The following is a 26,566-nucleotide window of genomic DNA, read 5'->3' as shown; positions in this document are numbered from 1 at the left end:
CCGCGAAAACGCGGCCTGTCCAGGTACTGCGCGGCGCGATGCGCGCGCGATCGTCAGACCTGCACGACCACCGGCTCGCCCAGGTTCAACATCAACCGGTTGGCCCACGCGAAGATCGCGTCCGAATGCAGCAGGTCCAGCACTTCGCCGTCGCTCAGGCCCACGTCCTTCAACGCCTGGATGCTGGCCGCATCCACCGAGGCCGGCGCATCGGTGATCTGGATCGAGAACTTGCCGATCGCCAGTTCGCGCGCGGTGGTGCCGGCGGTGGCCGGGTCCTCGAACACCTGCGCGATCACGTCATTGCGCTTGGCCAGTTGCTCGAAGCGCTGCGCGTGCACCGAGGCGCAGTAGACGCAGCCGTTGACGCGCGACACCACGGTCGCCCCCAGTTCCCGCTCGGCGCGCGACAGGCCGCCGGGCGCGTACATGATGGCGTTGAACGCGGTGGAGCGCTGGCGCAGGATCTCGGGCTGGTGCACCAGGAATAGGTAGTAATCCGAGACCTTGGCCTTGGGGTGGCTTTCTTCCAGGACCGCGATCTGCTCGGGCGTGGCGCTGTCGACCTGGACCACGTCCAGCCACGCCTTCCACTCCAGCACTTCGTTGGTGAAGCCGTGGGCCTTGATGACGTCGCCGGGTTCGGTGGCGGCGGTGTTGGCCGGGAAGGGCGCGGGCGGGGTGCCGGCCGCGATCGGCTTGGTTTCCAGCGCCAGCATGGCCTGCAGGCCGGCGACCAGGCGCACCTGATACGACAGGAACGCCACCAGTTGCGACAGCGTGACCACGGCGGGCGTGGAGACGCCGGCGGCCGGCAGGGTCTTGAGCGCGGCTTCGTCGCCTTCGACGGGCTTTTCGATCAGCTTGCGGGTGAACTCCAGGATCGCGGCCAGGCGCGGGTCGGCGGCGTCCGCCGGCTTGCCGGACTCGGCCACCTGGATGTCGGCGGCGCCGGCGCCGGCCTCGACCAGGCGCTGGCGGTAGTGCGCAACCAGCGCCGGCGACGGCGTCAGGCGCGCGGCGTACAGCGCGACCAGCAGGCGCTCGGCCAGCGTCAGGCCGGGCAGGGCCGGGTCGAACAGGGCGTCGTAGCTGCCCTGGGTGGCGGCGGCGACCTTGTCGCGCTGGTGGCGCACGGCGTAGGTGGCGCTGTCGGCCTTCAGGCCGACGAGCTGGTCCACCAGGTCGCGGGCGGCGTCATAGACGATGGGGGGTTGTGCCATTGAGAAAGTCTCCTTGGATGTCGTTCAGCCGGGGTTGCCGGGCGTGGCGGCCGCGCGCCTTGACCGCGGCGTCCAGGAACTTCAGCACGCCTTCCCACGATTGCTCGTCGGCGCGCGCGTTGTCCTTGGGGTTGCCGCCGCTGGTGCTGATCTTGCCGGACACGGGGTGGGCGTAGACCAGTTGCGTGGTGGGCACGTAGGGGAACAGGATCGAGTGGCCGCCGTTCTCGTAGTCCAGCCATTGGACCGGATACGGATGCTGCACCTCGGCCAGCTTGTCGCGCACCATCTTCGAGTACAGGCTGGACGGCCACGAGCCGTCGTCGGTGGCCGACAGCAGCATCACCGGGCCCTGGATGTCCTCGACCCTGATGCGGGCGCGGGCCACGGCGTCGGGGTCCTGCAGCGCGGTGAGGATGGCCTTTTCGTGACGATGCGGCGCGGGGCCTTCGTCGAACGGCGCCCAGGTGGCGGTGCGGTTGTTTTCCCAGACGTGCGGCAGGGGCTTGCCGCCCAGCAGCCAGGTCGGGCCTTCGCGGCCGATCTTGGGATCGCAGGCGTTCTGGCCGCTGTGGACCACGGCGCCGGGCACGTAGGCCACGACCGCCGATACTTCCGTGGGGAAGGTGGCGCCCAGCAGCAGCACCAGTTCGCCGCCGCGCGACTGGCCGCTGATGGCGACGAAGTCGTGCTTGGGCTGGACCTTCTTGCGCAGCCAGCGCAGGCCGGTCTGGAAGTACTCCAGCGGCGTGTTGGAGATGTAGTCCGACAGGCCCGGCGCCTTGAAATAGGCCAGGGCGAAGGCGGCGTAGCCGCGCGACGCATACAGCGCGGCGCGCGGTTCGTTGATGCCGCCGCCCGAGCCGTTCAGGATCAGCACGGCGGGATGCGAGCCGGGCGTGGCGCCGGGCGGCAGGTAGAGCGTGCCGACCAGTCCTTCCTCGCGCACCTCTTGGCGGGTGACGCCGTCGGCGGCCAGGCGCTGGGTGAAGCGCGCCACGCTCTGGGCGCCGGCCACGCGCGCCACCACTTCGGTGACCAGCGGCTCGCTGACCGGGTGGTTGAAGTGCTCGCGGCTGGGCGAGTCCACGGGCGACTGCGACCACACCAGGCCCATGGGCGAGAGGCCGCTGTAGTCGCCCGAGACGGGCGCGTCGCGCGTCAGGTCGACCACGCCGTCCTCGCCCGCGACGAAGGCGGCCTGGCTTTGCCAGAGCACGCCGTTGCGGCGGGTGAGGGCGGTGATCTCCACCGTCTGGCCGGGCGCGACGTGCTCCACCCGGATCTGGCGGGGCACGTCGATGAGCGCGTCGGCGGGTTGGATGCTCAGGGTAGGAACCATGATGCGCGCCTTACTTGGCCGAGTCCTTGGTGACCATCATGGCGGCGGTGCGGTCGCTGGTCATGGGGGTGACCTTCAGGCCCTTCTTGGCGGCCCAGATGTTCTTGTAGTGGTACAGCGGGATGATGCCGACGTCGTCGGACACCAGCTTGACCGAGTCGCGCAGGATGGCTTCACGCTTGGCCACGTCGAATTCCGAGGTGGACTGGTCCAGCGCGGCGTCGACCTTGGGGTTGCTGTAGTGGCCCCAGTTGGAGGCGCCCAGGCCCTTCTTGGCGTCGACGGTGGCCAGGATGTTGACCAGCGCGTAGCTGGCTTCGCCCGTGCCGTTGCCCCAGGCCAGCATGCTGACCGCGAATTCGTTCTTGTTGGCGCGGCCCGAGTACACGGCCCATGGCACCACTTCCACTTGCGTCTTGACGCCGATGCGGGTCCAGAACTGCGCCACCGCCTGGGCCGTTTCCGGGCCTTGCGGGTAGCGGTCGTTGGGCACGTGCATGGTCAGCTTGAAGCCGTCGGGAAAGCCCGCTTCGGCCAGCAGCTTCTTGGCCTTCTCGACGTCGTTGGGGATGTCCTTGACGTCGGGGTTGTAGCCGAAGGTGCCCTTGGGCATCCACTGGTTGGCTTCGGTGGCGGCGCCCTGCAGGATGCGGTCGGTGATGGCCTTGCGGTTGATCGCCAGGTTCAGCGCCTGGCGCACGCGCACGTCCAGCAGCGGGTTCTTGTCCAGCGGCTTGCCGTTGTTGTCGGTGATGTACTGATTCGGCGCGGGGTTGAAGCTGGGCTGCAGGATCATGACGCGCAGGCCGTCGTACGGGTAGACCGAGATGTTGGCGGCCTTCTGCAGCTTGGCCAGGTCGGACACCGACACCTTGTCGATCACGTCGACGTCGCCGGCCAGCAGCGCGGCGGTGCGGGCGGCGGCGTTGTTGATGTAGCAGTAGTTGACCTTGTCCCAGGTGGCCTTCTCGCCCCAGTAGCCGTCGTTGCGTTCCATGATGACGCGGTCGCCGGGGGTGTAGGACACGAACTTGTAGGGGCCGGTGCCGATCATGGCCTTGCCCGAGTTGTAGTCCTCGGTGGTGGACTTCTCGCCGACGTGCTTGCTGACCACGTGCACCGACGCCAGGTTCAGGGGCAGGTCGGGGTTGGGCGCCTTGGTCTTGACGATCAGGGTCAGCGGGTCCTTGGCGGTCATCGTGTCGATGGTGCGCAGGTAGCCGGCGTAGGTGGCCACGCTGCCGGGCACGGCGCGGGCGCGGGTGTACGAGTAGATCAGGTCGTCGGCGGTGAACGGCGTGCCGTCCTGCCACTTGACGCCTTCGCGCAGCTTGAATTCCCAGGTGGTGCTGTCCAGCGGCTTCCAGCTCACGGCCAGGCCGGGCTGCAGCTTGTTCCACTTGTTCTCGATCAGCAGGTCCCAGAAGTGCAGGGCCACCGAGCGGTCGCCGGCGTGGTTGTTCAGTTGCGGGTCGAGCGAGGACAGCGGATCGGCAAAGCCGATCGACAGGTTGTCGGCCGAGGCCGCGGCGGACGCGCCCAGGATGGCGGCGGTCAGGGTCGAGAGAATCAGGCGTTTCATGTTCGGGGTCCTTGGTGAGGGGGAACTTCTTTCAGGCCATGTCGTTCAGGTGACAGGCGCTCAGGTGGTTGATGGCGATTCCCTTCAGGGTGGGAACCTCGGTTTTGCAGCGCGCCATCGCATGCGGACAGCGCGGGTGGAAGTGGCAGCCGCCGGGCGGATTGAGCGGGCTGGGAATCTCTCCCTTGATGGCGGTGAAGGTCTTGTGGCGCGATTTCAGGTTGGGGATCTCGGCCAGCAGCGCCTGGGTGTACGGATGGTTGGGGCGGCGGAAGACTTCGTCCACCGGCGCCGTCTCGACCACGCGGCCCAGGTACATGATGACCACGCGGTCCGAGAGGTGCTCGACCACGCCCAGGTCATGGCTGATGAACAGGTACGTCAGGTTGAGCTGTTCGCGCAGGTCCATGAACAGATTCAGGATCTGCGCCTGGATCGACACGTCCAGCGCGGCCACGGCCTCGTCGCACACCAGCATCGACGGCTGCACCGCCAGGGCGCGGGCGATGCCGATGCGCTGGCGCTGGCCGCCGCTGAACTGGTGCGGATAGCGCTGGCGCAGGGCCGGATCGAGGCCGGCGCGTTGCAGCTGGGCGCTGACGTAGTCGTCGAAGTCGCCGTTGCCGACCAGGCCGTGGATGCGCGCGGCCTCGCCGACGATCTCGTCCACGCGCAGGCGCGGGTTCAGGCTGGCATACGGGTCCTGGAAGATCATCTGCACCTTCAGGCGCGCGGCGTGGGCCTGGGCTGGCGTCATGTCGGCCGGGCGCTGGCCGTTGATCAGCACCTCGCCGCCGGACGGCGTCAGCAGGCCGGCCGCGATGCGGCCCAGCGTGGACTTGCCGCAGCCGGACTCGCCGACCAGGCCGACCACTTCGCCGGGGCGCACCAGCAGGTCCACATGATCGACGGCGCGGGTGATGGCGGGCGGCTTGGACAGGCCCAGGCGCTGCAAGGCGCGGCCGGCGGTGCCGACGGGGCGTTCGCCGAAGCGCTTGCTGACCTGGCGCAGGTCGATGAGCGGGGTGGCGTTGGCGCCGTCGCGGGTATCCGGAATCGTCGTCGAGCTCATGCCGTCACCTCGCCCGGTTGGCGCGACGGATGAAAGCAGCGCACCTGGTGGCCGGGCAGCACGTCGGTGATGGCGGGCTGCTGGCCGCATTGCGCCGTGGCGCGCGCGCAGCGCGCCGCGAAGGCACAGCCGGCGGGCAGGGTGAGCAGGTTGGGTGTCATGCCGGGAATCTGGCGCAGGCGTTGGCCGCGCTGGTTGTTGCTGGGCAGGCTGTCGATCAGGCCCACCGTGTAGGGATGTTGCGGACGGTCGAGCACGTCGTCGACCTTGCCGTGTTCGACGATGCGGCCGGCGTACATCACCGCCACGTCGTCGGCCAGGCCCGCCACCACCGACAGGTCATGGGTGATCCAGATGAGGCTGGTGCCGTGTTGCTGCGCCAGCTTCTGCACTTCGGACAGGATCTGCGCCTGGATGGTGACATCCAGCGCCGTGGTCGGCTCGTCGGCGATGATGAGGTCGGGCCGATGCAGCATGGCGATGGCGATCGCCACGCGCTGGCGCATGCCGCCGGACAACTGGTGCGGATACGCCAGCAGCCGTTCTTCCGGGCTGGGAATGCCCATCATGCCGAGCGTGTCGCGGGCCAGCTCGCGGGCCTGCGCCTTGCTCATGCTGTTGTGGGCGCGCACCGTTTCGATCATCTGCACGTCGACCCGCAGCACCGGGTTCAACGTCATCATCGGATCCTGGAAGATCATGGCGATGCGGTTGCCCTGCAGCTTGCGCAGCTCGCGCGGGGCCAGCTGGGTCAGGTCGCGGCCCTGGAACAGCACCTGGCCGCCAACCACGCGGCCGGGGGCGTCCACCAGGCCCATGATGGAAAAGCCGGTGACGGATTTGCCCGAGCCGGACTCGCCGACCAGGCCCAGGATCTTGCCGCGCTCCAGCGTGAACGACACGTCGTCCACGGCGGGCAGGGTGCCGGCGCGGGTGAAGAAGTGGGTGCGCAGGTTGCGCACTTCCAGGGTCGGCACGTTGGCGGCGGCCGGCGCCGCGACGGGACGGGCGGCGCTCATTTGTGGGTCCTCGGGTTCAGCACGTCGCGCAGGCGGTCTCCCACCAGGTTGATGGCGACGATGGTGATCAGCAGCGCGATGCCGGGGTAGAAGCTGATCCAGTATTCGCCGGACAGCATGTATTGGAAGCCGTTGGAGATCAGCAGCCCCAGCGACGGCTCGGTCACGGGCACGCCCAGGCCCAGGAAGCTCAGCGTGGCTTCGAGCGTGATGGCGCGCGCGATCTGCAGGGTGCCGATGACGATCAGCGGCGGCAGGCAGTTGGGCAGGATGTGCTTGAGCATGATCCGCCAGTTGGGGATGTCCAGGCAGCGCGCCGCCTCGACGTACTCGCGGCGACGCTCGACCAGGGCCTGGCCGCGCGCGGTGCGGGCGTAGTAGGCCCATTCCAGGATCACCAGCGTCAGCACCACGTTGCCCACGCCCTTGCCCAGGTAGGCCAGGATCATCATGGCCACCAGGATCGACGGGAACGACAGGATCAGGTCCACCAGCCGCATGATCAGCGCGTCGACCTTGCCGCCGGCGTAGGCCGCCAGCAGGCCCAGCAGCGTGCCGATGATGCCGGCGATCAGCGCCGAGCCCACGCCCACCATCAGGCTGATGCGCAGGCCGTACAGGATGCCCGACAGCAGGTCGCGGCCCTGGCCGTCGGTGCCGAGCCAATAGTGGAAGGTGTTCAGGCCGTTCATCGTGCCCGGCGCCAGGCGCGCGTCCAGCACGTCGATCTGCAGCAGGTCGTAGGGGTTCTGCGGCGAGATCCACGGCGCCAGGATGGCGGCCAGGATAAGCAGGGTGGCGATCACCAGCCCGAACACCGCCGTCTTGGACGACAGGAATTCCAGCAGGTTGCGGCGCCAGGGCGATTCACGCTTCAGCGCGGGGGCGGCGGTTTGCATGGCATTTGCCTGGGGAGTGTTCGGAGCGCTCATGCCGACGCCTCCAGCCGCACCCGCGGGTCCAGCACTTTGTACAGGATGTCGACGATCAGGTTGAGCGTCACGAACAGGCACACCACCACGATCAGGTAGGCCACGATCACCGGGCGGTCCAGCGCGTTCAGGCTGTCCAGGATCAGCTTGCCGGCGCCGGGCCAGGCGAAGATGCTTTCGGTGATGACGGCGAAGGCGATGGTCGAGCCCAGCTCCAGGCCCAGCACCGTCACCAGCGGGATCATGGTGTTGCGCAGCACGTGCACACAGACCACCCGGAACGGCGACAGGCCCTTGGCGCGGGCGAACTTGACGAAGTCCAGCGGCATCACGTCGCGCACGCCGGCGCGGGTCAGGCGGATCACCAGCGAGATCTTGAACAGCGACAGGTTCAGCGCCGGCAGGATCAGGTGGCGCCAGCCGTCGGCCGTCAGCCACGACCACTGGAAGCCCAGGAATTCCACCGTCTGGCCGCGGCCGCTGGCCGGCAGCCAGCCCAGCGACACGCTGAAGGTCATGATCAGCATCAGCGCGACCCAGAAGGTCGGCAGCGAGAAGCCGACGATGCTGCCCGCCATCACCAGCTTGGAGAAACGGCTGTCGGGATACAGCCCGGCCAACAGGCCCAGCGGCAGCCCGATGATCACCGCCAGCAGCAGCGCGGCGATGGCCAGTTCGAGGGTCGCCGGCAGGCGCTGGATCACCAGTTCCACGGCGGGAATGTTGTAGACGAAGCTGTTGCCCAGGTTGCCGTGCAGCGCCCCGTTCAGAAAGCCCAGGTACTGTTGCCACAGGGGCTTGTCCAGCCCCAGTTCGGCGATGATGCGGGCGCGGTCGACCTGGTCGACGTCCTGGCCGATCAGGATGTCGACGGGGTTGCCGATGGCGTGCAGCCCGACGAAGACGATCAGCGTCATCAGGAACACGACCACCGCGGCTTGCGCCACGCGGCGGAGCAGCCAGCCGGTCATTGCGCGGTCTCCGCCTGCCGGGCCGCGCCGGGCGCCGGGGCCGGCGTCCATTCGTCGCCGAACACCTCGGGTTCCGCGAACGCTTCCATGTTGGCGTAGTGCGTGGCCACGTCCTCGCGGTAGAAGAGGCCGGCGATGCCCTGCGCCAGGCGCTTGGCGCCTTCGCTGATCGCGGGGATGTCGCCCGACACGGTGCCGTGCGTCAGCGCGGCCGGGTACGAGAAGCAGTGCACCCGGTCCAGGCCCGGACAGGCGCCCGGGGTCTTCTCCTGCAATTCGAAGGCCGCGCCCAGGTCGGGCGAATCATGCAACTCCTGGTCTTCCTCGCCGGCGGGCGGGGTGTAGCGGTCGCCCCAGGCGCGCACGTGCGGCGCCAGCGCGGCGAATTCCGGACGCACGGTCCAGTCGATGCGGAAACCCGTGGAGAACACCAGGAAGTCCAGCGTGAAGATGCCCTTGGGCGTGGTGACGCGGATTTCGTCATTGACCAGCGCCAGGTCCTGCACGCCGCAGCCCAGGTTGAAGCGGGCGTTCGGGTGGCGCGACACGCGCAGCGTGCTGCCGCGCGGCGGCGGCACCTGGGCGGCGTTGATGTAGTGGCGGATCTTCCACTTCCATTCATCGGGCAGGTTCAGGTGGCCGTGGGTCAGGCCGGGGTTGCCGGCGCCCTTGCCCTTGTTGATGCGCGGAATGTCGTCGCGGCGGATCAGCAGGTCGACGCTGGCCGCGCCCGCTTCCAGGGCGGTGGCGGCGCTGTCCATGGCCGACGCGCCCGCGCCCACCACGCCGACGCGCTTGCCGGCCAGGGTGGCGTAGTCCAGCACGTCCGACGAATGCGCCCAGCGGTCGCGCGGCAGCTTGCGCGCGAAGTCCGGCACGTAGGCGCCGCCCAGGCCGTCGCGGCCGGTGGCCAGCACCACGCGGCGCGCCAGCACGGTCTGGCGGCCAGTGGGCGATTCGATGTCCAGTTGCACCAGCCGGTCGGCGCGCGGCAGCACGGCCAGCACGCGGTGCTGGTTGCGCACGTCCAGGTTCAGCACGCGGCGGTACCAGCGCAGGTAGTCCATCCACTGCAGGCGCGGGATCTTGTCCAGCGCTTCCCAGGCCTCGGCGCCGAACTGTGCCTCGAACCAGGCGCGGAAGGTCAGGGCGGGCAGGCCCAGCGCCGGACCCGTCAACTGCTTGGGCGAGCGCAGGGTCTCCATGCGCGCGGTGGTGGCCCACGGGCCTTCATAGCCTTCGGGCGACTGGTCGAAGATTGGCGCGACGATGCCCAGGTGCGTCAGCGAGGCCGCCGCGGCCAGGCCGGCCATGCCTCCGCCGATGATGGCCACGTCCAGCACCGGCTGGCCGTCGACCAGGCGCGGCGTGACCCAGGGCTTGGCGGGGATTTCCAGCCAGGACAAATCCTGGCGCAGGCGCGCTTCCAGCGCGACCAGGCCTTGCGGGGCGGGAGCGAGGGGGTGGTTCATGCGGGGGTATCCGTAAGAGGGGTGTCATCGCCGTAGATCGACTGCAGCAGCGCGCCGTGCTGGCAGGCGTCGTGCAGCACGAAGCCGGGCAGCAGTTGCGCGGCGGCCTGCGCCAGCGCATCGGCCATGGCCTGGCAGGCCGGCGTCAGGGGCTGCGACTGCGAGGTGATGACCCCGAAGAAAAAGGGGATGTCCAGGTCGATCGGGCGGATCGCCACGCCCGCCATCGGCGCGCCGTAGGCGGTAATGGGTTCCAGCACCGACACGCCCAGGCCTGCGCGCACGGCGGCCAGGGCGTTGACGGACGAATTGGTTTCGATGGCGCCGGCGGCATGGCCCAGCGCCGCGTCCAGCCGGCGGCGCAGGCGGTAGGGATTGGCCATGGTGATGACGCGGCGCCCGGCCAGCTCGGCCACCGGCACCACCTCATGGCGCGCGGCCGGATCGTTTTCGGGCAGCGCCACCACACAGGGCGCCTGGCCGATCCAGTGCACGGTCAGGCCGCGATGCTCCAGCGGCAGGCTGGTCGCGCCCAGTTGCGCCGCGCCGCTCAGCACGGCGTGCACCACGCGCTCGGGCGAGGCGCTGCGCAGTTCGATGCGGGGGGCGAGGTTGGCGTGCGGCTCGATGCGCTTGAGCGCGTCCGGCACCAGCCCGGCGGCCAGCGCCGAGGTGGCCGCCAGCAGCAGCGGTTGCGCCTGGCCACGGGCGATTTCCTCGGCCCGGTCGCGGATCTGGCGCAGGCTGGACAGGGCGCGTTCCACATCGTCATAGAGCAGGAAGCCCTGCTCGGTCGGCGTCACGCGCGGCCCGCTGCGGGCGAACAGGGCATAGCCGATCTCGGCTTCCAGTTCCTGCAGCAGGCGGCTGATCGCGGGTTGCGAGCGGCCAAGCAGACGCCCGGCAGCGGTGACGCTGCCCGTGGACATGACGGCCGCGAAGGCCTCGAGTTGACGAAGTTCCATCTGTCTTGCTTTATGCCAAGGACGAATTCTTGCGTATCGAGTATGCGCCCGGCAAATAATTAAAGGGCATAAGCAAATTCCCTAATCGGGATTTCCTTATGCTCTTTCATTACTTCGCGTTATTTCAATGACTTAGGCGTTCATGGCGAGGCTCGCAGCGGTTGCCCTGGCGGAGCGGCGCCCGCTACAGGCGATAACAAAGCCACGGATAGGCTCGGAAAGGCTCAACCCGTCCCGGTCTGAAGTACACCGTGTAACGCCTGCTTCGCCCTGGTTGCAGGGAGCCGAAATACACTGCCGCATCCTCAACTCGCCGTTACTGACATGAAAATTCTCTGTAGCCTGACCGTCATGGTTGCCCTTCTCGCCGGCTGTGCGGTCTACACGCCCGATGGGGCAGTGGTGGTGGACCCCCACCGCGGCGGCGGCGGCGGCGGCGGTTTCTGTCCGCCGGGCCAGGCAAAGAAAGGGAACTGCTGACCAGGCGCCGCGGGCCCGCCGCGCATTGCGGGCCTGCCTGCATCGCTCCCCCGGGACTGTCCCGCAAGATCGGGCGTGTCACGCCGCGCGCGGCCTCGCCGGCGACTTCCTCGGCATGGAAGTTGCTGAAAGCATGAGATCTCGACTACCGGGAGGCGTGAGATGAATGCAATCGAGCGGGTGGCGGCTTTCATGCATAGGGAAGGGCTGACATTGGTCACTGCCGAGTCCTGCACGGCCGGACTCATCGCCGCCACCTTGGCGGACGTGCCCGGCGCCGGGGCACTGTTGGATTGCGCATTCGTCGTCTATTCGCCCCAGGCCAAAATGCGATGCCTGGGCGTTTCGGCCCGCACGCTCAGAACCCACAACCTGACGAGCGAAGCCGTCGCGGGCGAAATGGCTCTGGGCGCGGCCCGGCGCAGCCGAGCGAACGTGGCGATATCGAACACCGGCGTGACCGACGACACCGATGCGGCAATCCCCGCGGGCACGCAGTGTTTTGCCTGGGTGTTCAAAGAAGGGGCGGCGGATTCCGCGCCCGCGGTTTACGCGGAGACCCTGCGCTTCACCGGAGGCCGCAATGCCATCCGAGCGGCGAGCGCGCGGCATGCCTTAGAAAGGATGGTCACCTATTACACCGAGTGGCGCGCGGCGCAACGCTGACAAGGGGCCTGGATATGAGCGAGCTTTCGGAGATCTTCGCGCTGCAGGCCGGCTTTGCCGAGATGTTCATTCGCGGAACCACCATGTACTGGGTCCTGTATGCCTTGCTCCGGGCGTCGGGCCGGCGCGATCTGGGGTCGCTCGGCGTGGCCGACATGCTCGTCCTGGTGTTGGTCGCGGACGCGGCGGGCAATGCGATGTCCGGCGATTCGTATTCGCTCGGCGACGGGATCATCGTCGTGGCGACCATTGTCGGTTGGAGCTATTTTCTGGATCGCGTCAGCTATTACGTCCCGCCGCTGCGTCGGGTGCTGGAGCCGAAGCGGGTATGCCTGGTTCGAGACGGGCAGTTGATTGTGTCCGGCCTGCGGCGCGAACACATCACCCGGGGTGAATTGATGGAGCAATTGCGGCTGAAAGGGGTGGACCGCCTCTCGCGCGTCAGGCGGGCGTATCTCGAGTCGACGGGCGAGTTCAGTGTGATCGAGTTCGAGGACGGGCGGCAGGAGAGTCCGAAGGCATGAGACAGCCCTTCGGCATGGCAATTGCTGGCCCGTCCCGCACCGGCGCAGCGCGGCCGGTGAAATCGGAGAACACCATGTCGAAGCCAATATTTCATGCAGCGTCGAACAGCGAGCGGCATAACGGCCAACCCGAGGCGGACAAGCCGGGACGCGACGTTCCCAATCCCGACCCGGATACGGGCTCGGGCTACCCCGCCGGCGGGCATCGGCGCGAACAAGGCAAGGACGCATACGGCCGCGGCCCGCTGCAACGTCGTCAGGCTGGCTTGCCGCCCGATCCCGCCACCGACGAGCCGTCGTGAGCGCGGCGGGCAATGCCGATCCGGGTGCGGGACAGATGATGAATGCCCGCACAGGTCAAGGCCGCGGTCCGGGATACTCCAACTGCAGCGCGACGAATTCCGCGGTGTCCTGCCCATAACGCGTCCGCAGCAGTTCGAGGATGTCTGCCAACACGGGTCGGGCAGCCGTGCGGTCTGGGCCTGGTTCCCGCGCCTGCAGTGGCAGGGGATCGCCCGCGCCCCATCCTCCGCTGTCGGAGAGGTAGATCAAGCCGCTTGCCAGCGCGACGGGCGCCGCGTCGATCGTGGCGCCGACCACCGCAGTGCGATAGGTGCGCGCAAATGCGTCGGCGGCGAGCGCCAGGCGCAGGTCATCGGCGCCCGGCGATAGCCGCGCCACCAACGTCTCATGGTTCCAGAGGGCGACGGCGTTCTTCGCCGCAGTGGCGACATGCCCGGGCCGTAAGCGAAAGGCCGATCCGTCATGCGTATCTTCCCAACCTTGCTCGCCCAGGTCCCGCGCCAATTCACGGGCTTTCGATTGGCCCGCGATGACTTCCACCAATGCCAGCGACAAGGGGATCGAGGCGCTGACACCCGTGGTGGTCACCACGTTTCGATCCGCCACGTAGCGCCGGTCCTGCCGCCACTGAACCGAGGGGAAGCCGCGCGCCAGGGCGCCTCGGGAATACCAGTGCGAAACCGCCTGGCGCCCGTCCAGCAGACCTGCCCGCGCCAGCACCCACGCGCCGTCGCAAATGCCGATGACCACCGCGCCTTTTTGGGACTGGGAACGTACCCAGGACAAGAGGCGCGGGTCCGCGTCGTCATGCACGGCGGGAACAATGACATAGTCGGCGCCCTGGGGATGGCGTTGATCGAAAGCGGCGACATCGGCATCGGGCCGCGCGCTCAACGCCGGAAAGAAGCGTATTGGTCCCGACTCGAGCCCCAGGGCCCACACCTCGGCGGCCCCCGATCGCTTCAGCACCGCGTACGGCACCACGAAATCGACCAGCTCGGTATTGGCGTTGTGCGCGATGACGGCAATCACTGGCTTGCGCTGCGCCACCGGCAGGCGTGGATCGGGTAGCGGGGGCGAGCTTTCGCCGCTCAGGATCGGCGCGGATATGTCGGCGCGATCCCACCCCAACCAAAGCGCGGCGGCCGCCGACGCAACAGCCAACGCACAATAAAAAAAGGCCACGCGATACCGCTTACCGAACATTGACACACCGCTTCCAGACGACGAGGGCTACCTCAATCCCGTTAGCCTACGTGCCGGGCGCAGTTGGCAGCAATGACAAAATCCGGCTGTTTTCTGCCAACCCCGCGTTAAGATCGCCGGTTCCGCATTCACCGCTTCGAACGCCATGCCGTCTGCCGCTGCCTCGCCACGCCTTGTCGCCATTGTGGCGTTTCCGAAAGCACAACATCTGGATATCGCGGGTCCGGCGGACGTCTTTGCGATGGCCTGCGCGTTGGGCGTTGACTCGCCCTACCGTGTTGTCGTGCTGTCCGGCGGCGGCGGCCCCGTCACGCTATCGAACGGGCTGACTTTGCATACCGCAGCCGCGGCGGACATCGATCCGCTCGGCATCGACACGTTGATCATTGCCGGCGGCGAACGCGAAGGGTTGGAGCACGCCGCGGCCGACGCCTCGTTGGCGGCCTGGGTAGGGCGCGCCCGCGCGCCTGTGCGTCGCCTGGCTTCGGTATGCACGGGCGCGTTTCTGTTGGCGCATTGGGGCCTGCTCGGCGGCCGGCGCGTGACGACTCACTGGGAGTCGGCGCGAGTGCTGGGGCAGTACTTCACGGACATGGACGTGGATGCCGATGCCCTGTACCTCCAGGATGGCAAGCTCTGGACTTCGGGCGGCGTGACCGCGGGCATCGACATGTGCCTGGCCATGGTCGAACAGGATGCCGGGCGCTGGCTCGCCGCGCGCGTTGCCCGGCAACTGAATCTGGCACTGAGGCGCCCAGGCAACCAGGCGCAGTACTCCCTGATACTGGAGGGGCAGGCCGGCGCCTATGGCGAGTTGGTCGATTGGCTACGACAACACCTGGCCGAAGCGATCAGCGTCGAGCGCATGGCTCAAGTCGCGGGTCAGGCGCCGCGCACCTTCCACCGCGGATTCACGCGCGCCACCGGATTCACGCCACGCGACTTCCTGGAAGCGCTGCGCCTGGAGGCGGTGCGAACCGGGCTGGAGGCGGATCAATCGCTCAAGATGTTGGCCAGGGCCACGGGGTTCCGTTCGGAGGCGCAGCTTTCCAAGGCATTTCAAAGACGCTTCGGACTCGCGCCTTCGCAGTATCTCGGCCGCGGCGCAAGCGGCGGCAGCCGCCACGGATCCCCTGCGCTTGACAATCCTTGACTGTTGAGTCCTGGCGATACATTACGACACACTGTAATCTTTTCGGCACACATTGTGTCAGTCGGGCAAAGGCCGGACTGGGTGTCATTCCAAGCGTCCCCTGACTATGCCCGTCACCCTCCTTGAGTGGTCCGTGCCGGCGGCGATCCTGATGTGCGCCGCAGGCCTCTGCGCCGCGCGCTTTGCCGGCTTCCACACGCTACGGTGGGGCGGCGCCCTGGGCTGCCTGGGCGCGGGCTACGCCGTCATGCTCGTACAGGCGAGCAACCTTGCCCCGTACAAGCAGGTCGTCGAGGATGCTTTCATCCTGGGCGGCGTCATCCTCGCCTGTCGCGCATTGCTGAGCCGGCGCGGCCGCCAGATTCCGCTCCACTTCGATGTTGCGGTCCTGCTTGCCTCGACGGCGATGGTGGTTGTCTCGGTGGCGCTGTTCGCGAGCGCGAAGCTGGAGACCTTCTTCGTCCTGGCCTGTTGCGCGCTGGTCACCTGGCGGACCACGCTGTCCTTCGCCAAACAGGCCGCGACCACGTCGGACAGGGTGCTTGCCGCCACCTTTCTCTTCATCGCGCTGGTATTGACGGGGCAATGCGTCCTGTACATCGCTGCTCCTGCACCCATGCTCGCAACGGGAGAATGGCGAGCGTCCGTGTGGGGGATCCTGATCCAGTACACCGGCCTGCTTGGCAGCATTGTGCTGACGCTGGCGGTCTTCATCGCGACGAGCTACGACGCGATAGAGAAATACCGGCGTCACGCTCATACCGACGCCCTCACGGGCCTGTTGAACCGGCAAGGCCTCGACAGCCTGCTCGCCACCGTTTCGGGACGCCCTTTTACCGAAGGCGAGACGCCGACGGCCCTGATCATGGCCGACATCGACAACTTCAAGCGCATCAACGATCGGTACGGCCACCCGTTTGGCGATATGGTGCTGGCGCGATTTGGCGCCTTGCTCCTGCCGCATGCGCAGGCGCGTGCCCATGCCGCGCGCCTGGGAGGAGAAGAGTTCCTGCTGTTGCTGCCCGCTGCGGATCTGGAGAGCGCTGCCGCGATCGCCGAGGAGATCCGTGCGGATTTCGCGGCGCAGCGCTGGGCGCAGCATGCGCCTGATTCACGCTTCACGGCCAGCATGGGCGTGACGCTGATGCAGGCGGGAGAGCCCTTCGCCAGCGCGCTCAAGCGCGTGGATGACCTGCTCTACACGGCCAAGCGGCGAGGACGGAACTGCACGGTCGCGGGTCCGGCGCCAGCCGACGCGGGGCCTGGCCGGCGCGCCTTTGGCGCCTCGGGAACAGGTCCGGCGCGGCGACACGGCGTCGAAGGAGCCGTCCAGCATGGGTAAACACCTATAAAAACACGGCGCCGCGTGCCGTAGTGCTCGCGTGTGGCTCGCATCTACTTGGGAGGAATATCGTGGTCGACGAAAAGCGTAATCGTGCCGGGTGGTCAAGTTGGATAATCCTGGCCGCTTCCGCCGCCAGCCTCTCGAATCCCGCTGGCGGGCAAACGGTCTCCAGTACCGGCGACGTGCAGCCCGGGCCGGTGGTATCGCCGGACTGGGACGTCGGCGGCGACCTCATCGTCGGCGATTCCGCCACCGGCACGCTGACCATCAGCAATGGCGGGTCGGTGCGCAACGATTGGGCCTTCATCGGCAATCTCAATGGCGGCGTGGGCACGCTGACCGTGACGGGTATCGACGGCAGCGGCAAGGCGTCCAGTTGGACTAGCCTCAGCGCCGTGTATATCGGCACCGACCCGGGCAGTACCGGCACGCTGCGCATCCTGGACGGCGGCGTGGCGCAAAGCCAGTCGGGCACCCTTGGCGGCAGTGCCGGCAGCGTCGGCACGGTTGTCGTATCCGGTGCGCGATCCACCTGGAATCTCAACACGGTCAGCGCCTTCCTGATCGGTTCGGACGGCAAGGGCACGCTGCAAATCGACAATGGCGGCGCCGTGCATAGCGGCCAGGGGATGATCGGCTGGAACGCCGGCAGCGAAGGGCACGTTACGGTATCGGGGCGCGCATCGGTCTGGGACCCGCTGAACAACATCTACGTCGGTTTCGACGGCACCGGGGAGCTGCTGGTGCAGGATGGCGCCACCGTGCACACCGAGGCGTCGACCCGCCCCGGGGGCGCGGCATCGATCTACATCGGCAGGGGCGTGGGCGGCATCGGCACGGTGACCGTCTCGAGCACGACGGGCGACATCTCGACCCTCTCATCCACGGACCGCATCGAAGTTGGCTCGGCGGGCACGGGAACGTTCACGGTCGCGAAGGGCGGCCTGGCCATCGCGGCCGTTGATACATGGGTTGCCACCGACGGCACGGCCACCGGCACGCTGAACCTGACCGGCGATGCCAGCGGTCGTGGCGTGCTGGAGACGGGTTCGGTCATCAAGGGCGCGGGCAATGTCACCGTCAACCTGAATGGCGGCGTCCTGCGCGCCAACCGGGACGAGGCCAATTTCCTGAGGGGCTTTGCGACGCAGGCGGTGGGCGCCGGCGGCGCCTGGTTCGACACGAACGGCCATGATGTCGGCGTGCGCACCGCTTTCTCCGGCACATCCAGCCTCAACAAGCTGGGCGCTGGAACGCTGACGTTGTCGGGCAACAGCGCGGCCTTCACCGGCAACACCGAGGTGCAGGCCGGTACGCTGCAGGTCGACGGCGTCCTGGGCGGCCCGGTGGATGTGCTGACCGGCGCGCGGCTGACCGGGACCGGACGCGTCGGCGCGACGAGCAACAAAGGCACCATCGCGCCGGGCCCGCGCACGGGCTTCGGCACCTTGACGATTGCCGGCGACTACGCCGCGCAGGGCGGCAACCTGGAAGTCCGCACCCGACTGGGCGGCGATGACTCGCCGACCGACAAGCTGGTGATCACCGGCGCCACCGCGGGCGCCACGCCGGTCACCGTGAAGAACATCGGCGGCGCCGGCGCGCAGACACAACGCGGCATCCAGGTCGTGCAGGTCAACGGCGTCTCCGCGGGCCAATTCAACCTTGCCAACGGCGACTACGTCATCGGCGGGCGCCCGGCCCTCGTGGCGGGCGCCTATGGCTATGTGCTGCAGCAGGATCCGGCCGACGGCGGTTGGTATCTGCGCTCGTCCCTGGCCGACCTCGGCGCGCCCCAGGTCGGCAGCGGTTCGCCGGCCGCACAACGCCCGTTGTACCAGCCCGGCGCGCCCGTCTATGAAGCCTACGCCAACACGCTGCTTCAATTGAGCCGTCTGCCGACGCTGCGTCAGCGCGTGGGCAATCGCCTTTATGATCCTGCGGACAGCGGCCGCAACGGCGTATGGAGCCGGGTCGAGGGATCCACGGCCAGGCTTGAGCCCTCGGTGTCCACCACGGGCCAGCACCAGAATATCGACAGTTGGAAAGCGCAATTCGGCGTGGATCGCATCCTGTCGGGCGAGCCGGGCGGCTCGCGCCTCGTGGGCGGTCTGGCCTTGCACTATGGCAAGGCCGACACCCGAGTGTCGTCAGTGTATGGCAATGGCACGATCGACACGGCGGCCTACGGCCTGATGCCGACGCTGACCTGGTACGGCAAGGACGGCCTCTATGTTGATACGCAGGCGCAGGCAACCTGGTTCGACAGCGACCTGAAGTCCCGGCTCGCGGGCAAGCTAAAGGATGGCCAGCACGCGCGCAGTCTTGGCCTCGGTATCGAAGCGGGCAAGGCCTTCTCCTTGAACGATCGCCTGGCCCTGATCCCGCAGGCTCAGCTTGCGTACGCATCGACGCACTGGGGCAGTTTCAATGACAGGTTTGGCGCTCGCGTCGACGGCGACAAGGGCAACAGCCTTATGGGCCGCTTCGGTGTGGCGCTGGACTACAAGCGCGATTCTCAGGCCGGCGGGGGCAACGGTGAAGCGAGCGTCTACGGTGTCGTCAACCTCAAGCACGAGTTCCTGGACGGGACCCGCCTGCGGGTTGCCGATGTGCCGTTCAGCAGCCGAATGGCGCGCACCTGGGGCAACCTGGGCGTCGGCGCCAATTACGGTTGGGGCGGGCGCTATGCCATCTACGGTCAGGTCGACGCCGATGCGGATTTCTCCGGCAGCTATGTCGTCACTGCCACCGCAGGGTTCAGGATGTCGTTTTAGCGGCAGGGCCGACTTTGAACGCCAGCCAGTGGCAATTCTTCTCCTGGCGCTTGCCATTCATGGCCTGGTTTCGCATTGCCTGGCGACGCTATATAGAATGGGGTCCGAAATCCGGTCGGGCGGCAGATGCGCGTCCCGATTCGTCAACCCTGGGGAGAACCGATGCAAAGACGGATGTGGGGAGCGGCGCGCGCCACGCCGTTGGCCGCCGGCCGGCGCCGCGTCGCGAGTGACCGCGCGCGCCTGTTGCGTCCGCTTGCGGCATTGCTGTGCCTGGGCTTGAGCGCCTGCATCAATGTCCGGCCGATGCAGCCGCCGCCGCTGTACGCCCTGTGGGCCAAGCCGGGCGTCGACCGGCAAGGCGTGCGTGACGCGCTGCTCGACTGCGGCTTTCCCAGCGCCAGCCATGTCGACGGCACGACCATCACCAACAACGACTATGCGCGGGGTGAGCAGTGCATGCTCGGCAAGGGCTTCGCCTACCAGGAGCGCCACACCTACTGTGACGCCCATCCCCATCTGGCGGCCTGCCCGGCAAGCGACGGCGCCGCGGCGGCGGGGTCACGGCAACGTCCGCCCGCCTATGAACAATGGACCCGGCCGGACGCCGACGCCCAGCGCGTGCAGCAAGCCATGCGGGCGTGCGGCTACGCCTCGGTCATCGAGCCGGGCGACGACATGCTGCTCAACGATATCGCCGCCGCGCAGTTGTGCATGCTCGACGGGGGCTTCCAGTTCACGTTGCCGGCCAGCGCGCTGTTGTGCAGGAATCCCCCCCTGCTGGCGGCCTGCCGCGGCCGCGTGATCGACACCGCCCATTGCTGCGCGCCGCCCCGGGCTGCCGGCCAGCGCTGACGCCGCGGCCCTGCGTCAGTCGGTGCCCGGAAACGCATCCACCCACTTGACCGTCACGTCGGGGAAGGCGTCCACGAACTGGATCTTGAAGTCCGGGAAGGCATCGACGATCTTCCATTCGCCGCAGCGGTCGGCGAAGGCGCTGACTTTCTTCACCCGGATATCGGCGAAGGCGTCCACCACCTTGACGCGGATGTCGGGAAACGCGCTGACGATCTTGACCTTGCCGCGCAGCGGAATGCCTTTGTAGGTGCAGCTACTTTTGTCGACATCACCGGCCTGGGCGGTGAAAGCGGCGCCCAGCAGGGCGCAGGCGAGAAGGGCGTGGGGCAGAGCGCGCATGAGCGGTGTCTTTTCAAAGCCGGGCCAGGCCGGCGGGCGGGGGGGATTATGCCCGAGTCCGCCGCCGTGCCATGCGCGTCTGCTGGGGTACGGTCTTGCCTATACCGCCGAAACTTGCGCCGCCGACGGTCCCCGTGCCACCCCCGGCGGCGCCGTCACGATTGACGTCAATGCCGGCTCCGCCGCCTTCAGCCCCGCCAGGTCCGGCCGCGGCCGCCGCAGTTCCTCATTGCCCGCGAACGCGGACTCCATCCCCTGCGCCGCCGCCAGCACCTCGCGATCGCCCCGGAACCGTCCCACGATCTGCAACCCGAACGGCATCCCCTTGTGATCCCGCCCGCAAGGCAGCGTCAGCGCCGGATGCGTGGTCAGCGTGATCACGTACGTCAGCGCCAGCCAGCGGTAATAGTTCTCCTGCCGCTTGCCGTTGATGGCCTCGGCATACAGCCGCGTCCACGGAAACGGCGACACCGGCGTGGTGGGCGACAGGATCAGGTCGTAGTCGTCGAAGGCGCGCTGGAAGCGCTTGATCAGGCGGGTCTGCTCGGCCTGCGCCCAGGCGCAGTCCTTCAGGCTCATGGCCGCGCCCATCTCGAAATTGGCGCGGGGGTTGGGGCCGAGGCTGGCAGGGTCTTTCTCGTAGGCCTCGCGCATGCCGGCCACGAAGGCTTCGGCGCGTAGCACGTCGAAGCAGCGGTGGGCCTCGCCGAAGTCGATCTCGATGGGATCGCAGGCCGCGAACAGGTGGCGCATGGCGGCGATCTTGGCGCGGAAGGTGGCGCGGATGCCGTCGTCCACGTCGCACAGCCCGAAGTCTTCGCTGTAGGCGACGCGCAGGCGGCCCAGGTCGGCGTTGCCTGGCGCCAGGAACTGCAGCGGATCGAGCGGATAGCTCAGCGGGTCGCCGGCGTCCGGGCCGGCGCTGGCGGCCATCTGCAGGCAGGCGTCGGCCACGGTGCGGCCCATTGGGCCGACCACCGAGATCGGCGTCCAGCCCAGCGGCTTGCGCACGCTCGGCACCACCCCCGGCGACGGCCGGAAGCCGACCACGCCGCACTTGGCGGCGGGGATGCGCAGCGAGCCGCCAGTGTCCGACCCGGTGCACAGCGGGAACAGGTCGCTGGCCAGCGCCGCGGCCGAGCCGCCCGAGGAGCCGCCGGCATTCAGGTTCGGGTTGAAGGGATTGCCCGTCGCGCCCCACACGGTGTTGCGCGAATTGGCGCCCGCGCCCATCTCGGGCACGTTGGTCTTGGCGGCCACGATGGCGCCGGCGTGGCGCAGGCGCGCCACCAGCGTGACGTCCTCGGTCGGCACGTGGTCGCGGTAGATCGGCGAACCGAAGGTGGTGAGCAGGCCGGCGGTGGGCTCCAGGTCCTTCACGCCCAGCGGCAGGCCGTGCAGCAGGCCCAGCGTGTCGCCGGCCATCACCGCCTGCTCGGCCGCGCACGCCTCGATGCGGGCGCGCTCGAAGGCCGTGGCGGTGACGGCGTTGATGTACGGGTTGACCGCCTCGATGCGTGCAATGCACGCCTCCAGCAGTTCCACCGGCGACAACTGGCGCGCGCCGATCAGGCGCCGCAGTTCCACCGCGGATAACGAGACGAGCGAATCGTCCAGGGTCATGAGTGCTTCCTTCAATCGATCTTGATGTTGGCGCGCTGCGCGACGTCGCGCATCTGCGGCAGTTCCTTCTGGATCAGCGCTTCGCCCTCGGCGGCGCTGGAGAAGGCCGCCTCGAAGCCTTGGGCTTCCAGGCTCTTGCGCACGTCGGGCGATTCGACCGTGGCGCGCAGCGCGGTTTCCAGTTTGGCCTTGACGTCCGCCGGCAGGCCGCGCGGCGCGGTGAACATCAGCCAGGTGTCCATGGCCACCGACGGATAGCCCTGTTCGGCGAAGGTCGGCACGTCGGGCAGGAAGGCCGAGCGGGTCGGGGCCGACACCGCCAGCACGCGCACCTTGCCCAGCTTGCTCTGCGGCAGCGCGGCCGCCACGGTGTCGACCGAGAACGGAATCTGGCCGCCGATCAGGTCGGTCATGGCCGGCGCGCTGCCCTTGTAGGGGACGTGGATCATCTTGATGCCGGCCGCGGCCAGGAACGCCTCGCCGACGAAGTGCGCGGTGGTGCCGGCGCCGAACGAGCCGTAGGCGGGCGGTTCCTTCTCGCGCGCCTTGGCGTAGGCCACCAGTTCCTTCAAGTCCTTGACCGGCACCTGCGGATTGGCCAGCAGCGCCAGCCCGGTGCGGCCCACGATGCCGAGCGGCTCGAAGCTCTTGACCGGGTCATACGGCAGCTTGGCCTGGATCGCGGGGTTGACCGTGAAGGTGGTGCCCGAGCTGACCAGCAGCGTGTAGCCATCGGGCGCGGCCTTGGCGACGTAGCCGGCGCCGATCGCGGTGCCGGCGCCCGCGCGGTTCTCCACCACCACCGTCTGGCCCAGTTCCTGGCCGAGCTTCTGCGCGATGACGCGGCCGAGCACGTCGGTCGCGCCGCCGGGCGGAAATGGCACCACCAGCGTGATGGGGCGGGTCGGATAGCCGGTCTGGGCGCTGGCTGGGGCGGGGGCGGCAAGGGCGCCCGCCAGGGTGACACCAAGGGCAATCAAGGCAGTCTTCATGGTCATGCTCGACGAGAGAGGTGGAAGGACGGCGCGTCGGTCGGCGCCTGGGGGACGGCCGCGAGTCGTTGCCCGTGGCTCAGGAATCGGTCGTACTCTTCGGCCGGCACATACAGCCCGCCGGTGGTCCAGGCCAGATGCGTGGCGCGCGTCAGATGCGGCAGCAGGCCGCGCTGGCGCAGCCACTGCTGCCCGGCCGGGCTGTGCAGCAAGTGGCGCGGCCCGGAAAACCCGGCCGCCGCCGACGGCTCGATGCGCAGGCCTTCGCTGTCATGCAGCCGCGCCAGATCGCCGTACAGGGTGTCGTCGGCCACGGTGTAGACGCCGGCCAGCGACCGGCCGACGGCGGCATACGCCAGGTCGGAGGCGCGCGGCACCGCCAGGCCGTCGGCCTCGGTCTGGTTGGTCAGGCCGATGTCGTAGACCGACGGCGGCACCGGCACGCCGGGCAACTGGCCATGGCCGGCCATCATGCGCAGCAAGAAGCAAGGCGACTGCACCGGTTCGGCGAAGAAGCAGTGCGCGTGCGCGCCGTACAGCAGCGACAGGCCGAAGGCGATGCCGCCGGGCGCGCCGCCCACGCCGCAGGGCAGGTAGACGAACAGCGGATGCTCGGCATCGACCACGATGCCGGCCTGCGCGATCTGGTCGCGCAGCCGCAGCGCCGCCGCCGCGTAGCCCAGGAACAGCGAGGGCGAGCGCTCGTCGTCGACGAAGTAGCCGCGCGCATCGGCCTGGACCTGGCGGCGGCCGGCGGCCACGGCCTTTTCGTAATCGCCGGGGTGTTCCACCACCTCGACGCCCCGGGCGCGCAGGCGCGCCTTCTTCCATTCCTTGGCGTCGGCCGACATGTGCACGGCGGCGCGAAAGCCCAGCGCCGAAGCGATCACGCCGATGGACAGGCCCAGGTTGCCGGTCGATCCGACGGCCACCTGGTATTGCGCGAAACACGCGCGGGCGGTGGGCGCGGCGAGCTTGCGGTAATCATCGCCGGGCGCGATCAGGCCTTGCGCCCACGCCAGCTTCTCGGCGAACTCCAGCACCTCATGAATGCCGCCACGCGCCTTGATCGAACCGGCCACCGGCAAAGCGTGGTCGGCCTTGATCCACAGGCGTCCGCCATCCGGCGCCAGGCCCAGCGCCTGCTGCATGGCGGCGGCCTGGCGCAGCGGCGACTCGATCACGCCGGCCGAGGCTTCCAGTTCGGGGAACAACTGCGCCAGCAACGGCGCGAAGCGCGTGAAGCGGTCGTGGGCCGCCTGCACGTCGGCCAGGCCGAAGGGGACGCCGGTGTCGGCCGCGCCGCCATCGGGGCGGGTCCACAGCAGCGGTTGCGCCGCGCGCAACGCCTGCAATGAAAAAGCGGGAACGGAAGCCTGGGACGGGGTCATGCCTGCGTGTTCCATAGAGGGAGCGTCATGCAACGGTCACATCCTAGGCGGGGGCTCCGTATTGCGGCAATATGAATTGCTAGAATCATTCATTGCGTTTTACGCAAACCAAGGGCAAACCCGATGAACCCGCAAATCCTGCAGGAAATGGCCGTGCGCTACTTCCTGGAAGTGGCGCGCTGCGGCTCCGTCAGTGTCGCGGCGGAGCGGCTGGACGTGGCGCCGTCGGCGGTCAGCCGCCAGATCGCCCGGCTCGAACGCGAATTGGGCACCCTGCTGTTCGAGCGCCGCTCGCGCGGCATGGCGCTCAACGCCGCCGGCGAACTGCTGGCCGCCCACGCCAAGCGCGCGCACCAGGACGTGGAGCGCGTTGCCGGCGAGATCATGGGCCTGCGTGGCTTGCGGCAGGGCCTGGTGCGGGTGGTCTGCACCGAAGGCTTCGCGCATGACTTCCTGCCCGCCGCCATCGCCGTTTTCCGCCGGCAATACGCCGGCATCCGTTTTTCGCTGGACGTGTGCTCGCAGCGCGAGGTGCCCGTCCGGGTGCGGGACGGCACGGCCGATATCGGCGTCACGCTCAGCCTGACCTCGCACCATGACGTACGGGTCGAGCTGCGCATGCCGGCGCCGGTGCGCGCGGTGGTGGCGCCCGACCATCCGCTGGCGGGCCGGTCCGAGGTATCGCTGGCCCAGTTGATGGCCTATCCGCTGGCCTTGCCCGATGCCGATTCGACGCTGCGGCAACTGATCGACATCAGTTGCAGCCGCCAGCAGTTGTCATGCGAACCGATGTTCTCCAGCCGCAGCGTCGACGCGCTGGTGGCGTTCGCGGGGGCGGGCGGCGGCGTGGCGTTCTGCGGCGAACTGGCGATCCGTTATCGCCTGCGCGCCGGGCAGGTGGTGGCCCTGCCGCTGCGCGACCGCGAAATGAACGAACGGCACTTCGAGGTGCAGACGCTGGCCGGACGCGTGCTGCCCGAGGCGGCCAAGGCCTTCATTGCCAGCCTGCGCGCGCAACTGCAAGCGGACGGCGGCGCGGCGCCGGCGCGCTGGCGGGAGAGCGGCGCGGCGCCCGCGCCTTAGCGGGAGCGGGGCGCGGCGTCCGCGCCTTTATTGGGAGAGCGTTGCGACGCCCGCGCATTTAGTGCGAAAGCGGCGAGACGCCAGCGCCTTGACGCGGTGTCGCGATCATGGCGGCCTGGCGCGCGGCCAGCCAGGCGCGGCCCTTTGGCGTCAGCGTGGCCACGGCGGTCCCGGCGTCGCCGGCAGATCGGCGCGCCAGATCCACCAGGCCGTTGCTCGTGGCGTCTTCCCAGGCCGACAGGCGCGGACACGAAGTGCGCCACGCCTCCATGATGTCGGCATAGGTGCGAGGGCGCTCGGCAACCCAGATCAGGAATTGCATCAGGTTGCCCAATTGCGAGGCGCTGGCCTCGATGGCGGGAGTGTCGTCGGACATGGCGTGCTCCAGGCGCGAAGTACCGGTTTTCACGATACTCCTGCGCCGGCGCCGTATCCCGGCCCTCTACTGGCTGATGACTTTTTTCATCGACGGCGCCGCATGCAGCGTGTATTGCTCGCGTTCATAGAATGGAATCGCGTCGGGCCGGGCATCCAGGAACACCGCCCCCATGCCGCGAGCGCGGGCGTCCGCCTCGGCGTAGGCCATCAGCGCGCGGCCGGCGCCGCTGCCGCGCACCGCTTCGTCGACCACCAGATCGTCCACATGCAGGTGCGGACCGCGCGCCAGCGTGTGCACGGGCCGCATGCCCATCACGCCGATCAGCCTGCCGTCGCGGTAGGCGCCGACCAGTTCGTAGCCGCCATGCGATTGCCGCCGCACGCGCTGCAGGAATTCGGCTTCATCGAGGGCGGCGCGCAACTGGCTGATCAGGGGAAAGGCCTGGGCCCAGGCGGACGGCTCGATTCTGCTGCAGATCACCATGATGTCTCCGGATCGTTTGGCGGCAGGCTACCATGGCCCGGCCCCAAACAGAGGAGCGGCCATGGAAGAAGCATTGAACGGATTTCAGATCACGCGTGGCGCGTTGCAGGTGCAGGACGGCTACGTGCCGGTCATCGAGGCGCGGGGGCCGGCGCCCGACGGCCGCATCCTGCATGGCGCGGTGGCGGTGACCGAATATGGCGTGTTCGACGATCAGGAAGAGGCCATCAACGCCGGCTGGACGATCCGGGTGCGGTCGATCGCGGCGCGCGCCGATGGGCTATCCATCACGATCGATGCGTGACGCGGGCAATCGCGTCGAATGTGGGGCGATGGCGCCGCAATCGCGGAAAAATGCCAATACGCCTGGGCGGAGATTGCTGGCA

Annotated in this window: 25 protein-coding genes; 9 read left to right on the top strand and 16 right to left on the bottom strand. The window is 68.4% G+C overall.

From position 1 onward, the window contains the following. Window positions 1–53 precede the first annotated feature (53 nt). Genes ACUDCK_RS16380 through ACUDCK_RS16340 form a run of 9 tightly spaced genes read right to left on the bottom strand, consistent with a single transcriptional unit; the run spans window position 54 to window position 10,578 of the window. On the bottom strand, window positions 54–1,223 hold the full coding sequence (locus ACUDCK_RS16380; protein ID WP_175166843.1) for a CMD domain protein: 1,170 nt from the start codon (window positions 1,221–1,223) through the stop codon (window positions 54–56). After that, a complete protein-coding gene (locus ACUDCK_RS16375) occupies window positions 1,198–2,565 on the bottom strand; it encodes an acyl-CoA thioester hydrolase/BAAT C-terminal domain-containing protein (protein WP_175166844.1) in 1,368 nt (455 codons plus the stop codon). Before ACUDCK_RS16375 ends, ACUDCK_RS16380 begins: the two co-directional genes overlap by 26 nt. 10 nt (window positions 2,566–2,575) lie before the next feature. Further along, window positions 2,576–4,147 (bottom strand): ABC transporter substrate-binding protein, encoded by a 1,572-nt coding sequence (locus ACUDCK_RS16370; RefSeq protein WP_175166845.1) that lies wholly within the window; start codon window positions 4,145–4,147, stop codon window positions 2,576–2,578. Window positions 4,148–4,178: 31 nt separating this feature from the next. Further along, the gene (locus ACUDCK_RS16365) at window positions 4,179–5,219 is read right to left on the bottom strand and encodes an ABC transporter ATP-binding protein (RefSeq protein WP_175166846.1); all 1,041 of its coding nucleotides are present in this window, start codon (window positions 5,217–5,219) and stop codon (window positions 4,179–4,181) included. Continuing rightward, entirely contained in the window at window positions 5,216–6,238 is a 1,023-nt protein-coding gene (locus ACUDCK_RS16360) for an ABC transporter ATP-binding protein (protein WP_060720373.1), read from the bottom strand. Before ACUDCK_RS16360 ends, ACUDCK_RS16365 begins: the two co-directional genes overlap by 4 nt. After that, window positions 6,235–7,137, bottom strand: a complete 903-nt coding sequence (locus ACUDCK_RS16355; protein WP_024069310.1) for an ABC transporter permease — start codon at window positions 7,135–7,137, stop codon at window positions 6,235–6,237. The genes ACUDCK_RS16360 and ACUDCK_RS16355 overlap by 4 nt, the downstream gene beginning before the upstream one ends. Window positions 7,138–7,166: 29 nt before the next feature. After that, window positions 7,167–8,141, bottom strand: a complete 975-nt coding sequence (locus ACUDCK_RS16350; RefSeq protein WP_054415963.1) for an ABC transporter permease — start codon at window positions 8,139–8,141, stop codon at window positions 7,167–7,169. Next, a complete protein-coding gene (locus ACUDCK_RS16345) occupies window positions 8,138–9,613 on the bottom strand; it encodes a flavin-containing monooxygenase (protein WP_175166847.1) in 1,476 nt (491 codons plus the stop codon). The genes ACUDCK_RS16350 and ACUDCK_RS16345 overlap by 4 nt, the downstream gene beginning before the upstream one ends. Continuing rightward, the gene (locus ACUDCK_RS16340; RefSeq protein WP_054507337.1) at window positions 9,610–10,578 is read right to left on the bottom strand and encodes a LysR family transcriptional regulator; all 969 of its coding nucleotides are present in this window, start codon (window positions 10,576–10,578) and stop codon (window positions 9,610–9,612) included. The genes ACUDCK_RS16345 and ACUDCK_RS16340 overlap by 4 nt, the downstream gene beginning before the upstream one ends. Window positions 10,579–11,220: 642 nt before the next feature. Here ACUDCK_RS16340 and ACUDCK_RS16335 point away from each other — a divergent pair. From ACUDCK_RS16335 to ACUDCK_RS16325, 3 genes are read left to right on the top strand one after another with little or no spacing between them, the layout of a single operon-like run. Continuing rightward, window positions 11,221–11,724 (top strand): CinA family protein, encoded by a 504-nt coding sequence (locus ACUDCK_RS16335; RefSeq protein WP_175166848.1) that lies wholly within the window; start codon window positions 11,221–11,223, stop codon window positions 11,722–11,724. Window positions 11,725–11,738: 14 nt separating this feature from the next. Next, complete coding sequence (locus ACUDCK_RS16330; protein ID WP_175142762.1) at window positions 11,739–12,248, top strand: DUF421 domain-containing protein; 510 nt, start codon at window positions 11,739–11,741, stop codon at window positions 12,246–12,248. Continuing rightward, window positions 12,245–12,550, top strand: coding sequence for a hypothetical protein (locus ACUDCK_RS16325; RefSeq protein WP_155755541.1), 306 nt, complete (start codon window positions 12,245–12,247; stop codon window positions 12,548–12,550). Before ACUDCK_RS16330 ends, ACUDCK_RS16325 begins: the two co-directional genes overlap by 4 nt. Window positions 12,551–12,605: 55 nt before the next feature. Here the strand turns inward: ACUDCK_RS16325 and ACUDCK_RS16320 are convergent, their stop codons facing one another. Continuing rightward, window positions 12,606–13,757: a DJ-1/PfpI family protein gene (locus tag ACUDCK_RS16320; RefSeq protein ID WP_175166849.1), complete on the bottom strand. Its 1,152-nt coding sequence runs from the start codon at window positions 13,755–13,757 to the stop codon at window positions 12,606–12,608. A gap of 145 nt (window positions 13,758–13,902) precedes the next feature. Between ACUDCK_RS16320 and ACUDCK_RS16315 the strand changes: the two genes are divergently transcribed. From ACUDCK_RS16315 to ACUDCK_RS16300, 4 genes are all read left to right on the top strand, one after another. Beyond that, a complete protein-coding gene (locus tag ACUDCK_RS16315; RefSeq protein WP_054502287.1) occupies window positions 13,903–14,910 on the top strand; it encodes a GlxA family transcriptional regulator in 1,008 nt (335 codons plus the stop codon). Between the two features lie 106 nt (window positions 14,911–15,016). Further along, window positions 15,017–16,252, top strand: a complete 1,236-nt coding sequence (locus ACUDCK_RS16310) for a GGDEF domain-containing protein (protein ID WP_175166850.1) — start codon at window positions 15,017–15,019, stop codon at window positions 16,250–16,252. Between the two features lie 71 nt (window positions 16,253–16,323). Continuing rightward, window positions 16,324–19,032, top strand: a complete 2,709-nt coding sequence (locus tag ACUDCK_RS16305; protein ID WP_175166851.1) for an autotransporter family protein — start codon at window positions 16,324–16,326, stop codon at window positions 19,030–19,032. A gap of 162 nt (window positions 19,033–19,194) precedes the next feature. Next, window positions 19,195–19,887 (top strand): hypothetical protein, encoded by a 693-nt coding sequence (locus ACUDCK_RS16300; RefSeq protein WP_175166852.1) that lies wholly within the window; start codon window positions 19,195–19,197, stop codon window positions 19,885–19,887. A 15-nt stretch (window positions 19,888–19,902) separates the two neighbouring features. Here ACUDCK_RS16300 and ACUDCK_RS16295 read toward each other — a convergent pair whose 3' ends face one another. The 4 genes from ACUDCK_RS16295 to ACUDCK_RS16280 form a co-directional block, all read right to left on the bottom strand. Further along, complete coding sequence (locus tag ACUDCK_RS16295; protein ID WP_049073331.1) at window positions 19,903–20,229, bottom strand: hypothetical protein; 327 nt, start codon at window positions 20,227–20,229, stop codon at window positions 19,903–19,905. Between the two features lie 99 nt (window positions 20,230–20,328). Continuing rightward, complete coding sequence (locus tag ACUDCK_RS16290) at window positions 20,329–21,852, bottom strand: amidase (protein WP_116792464.1); 1,524 nt, start codon at window positions 21,850–21,852, stop codon at window positions 20,329–20,331. An 11-nt stretch (window positions 21,853–21,863) separates the two neighbouring features. Continuing rightward, complete coding sequence (locus tag ACUDCK_RS16285; protein WP_054415700.1) at window positions 21,864–22,850, bottom strand: Bug family tripartite tricarboxylate transporter substrate binding protein; 987 nt, start codon at window positions 22,848–22,850, stop codon at window positions 21,864–21,866. After that, window positions 22,847–24,235 carry a D-serine ammonia-lyase gene (locus tag ACUDCK_RS16280; RefSeq protein WP_175166853.1) on the bottom strand — a complete coding sequence of 463 codons (1,389 nt, stop codon included), beginning with the start codon at window positions 24,233–24,235 and terminating at the stop codon, window positions 22,847–22,849. Before ACUDCK_RS16280 ends, ACUDCK_RS16285 begins: the two co-directional genes overlap by 4 nt. A gap of 123 nt (window positions 24,236–24,358) precedes the next feature. On the opposite strand from ACUDCK_RS16280, the gene ACUDCK_RS16275 reads away from it, so the two are divergent. After that, on the top strand, window positions 24,359–25,318 hold the full coding sequence (locus ACUDCK_RS16275; protein ID WP_175144508.1) for a LysR family transcriptional regulator: 960 nt from the start codon (window positions 24,359–24,361) through the stop codon (window positions 25,316–25,318). Between the two features lie 58 nt (window positions 25,319–25,376). On the opposite strand, the gene ACUDCK_RS16270 is transcribed toward ACUDCK_RS16275, so the two are convergent. Next, complete coding sequence (locus ACUDCK_RS16270; protein WP_175166961.1) at window positions 25,377–25,694, bottom strand: hypothetical protein; 318 nt, start codon at window positions 25,692–25,694, stop codon at window positions 25,377–25,379. Between the two features lie 66 nt (window positions 25,695–25,760). Further along, window positions 25,761–26,180 (bottom strand): GNAT family N-acetyltransferase, encoded by a 420-nt coding sequence (locus tag ACUDCK_RS16265; protein WP_175142757.1) that lies wholly within the window; start codon window positions 26,178–26,180, stop codon window positions 25,761–25,763. A gap of 61 nt (window positions 26,181–26,241) precedes the next feature. Here ACUDCK_RS16265 and ACUDCK_RS16260 point away from each other — a divergent pair, with 61 nt between their 5' ends. After that, window positions 26,242–26,484: a hypothetical protein gene (locus ACUDCK_RS16260; RefSeq protein WP_054415695.1), complete on the top strand. Its 243-nt coding sequence runs from the start codon at window positions 26,242–26,244 to the stop codon at window positions 26,482–26,484. Window positions 26,485–26,566: the final 82 nt, after the last annotated feature.

The organism is Achromobacter sp. CF-sbj1-Ac2-l (assembly GCF_052698165.1).
Note: the sequence above shows the minus strand (reverse complement) of the source record. Positions and strands in the feature narration are given on the sequence as shown.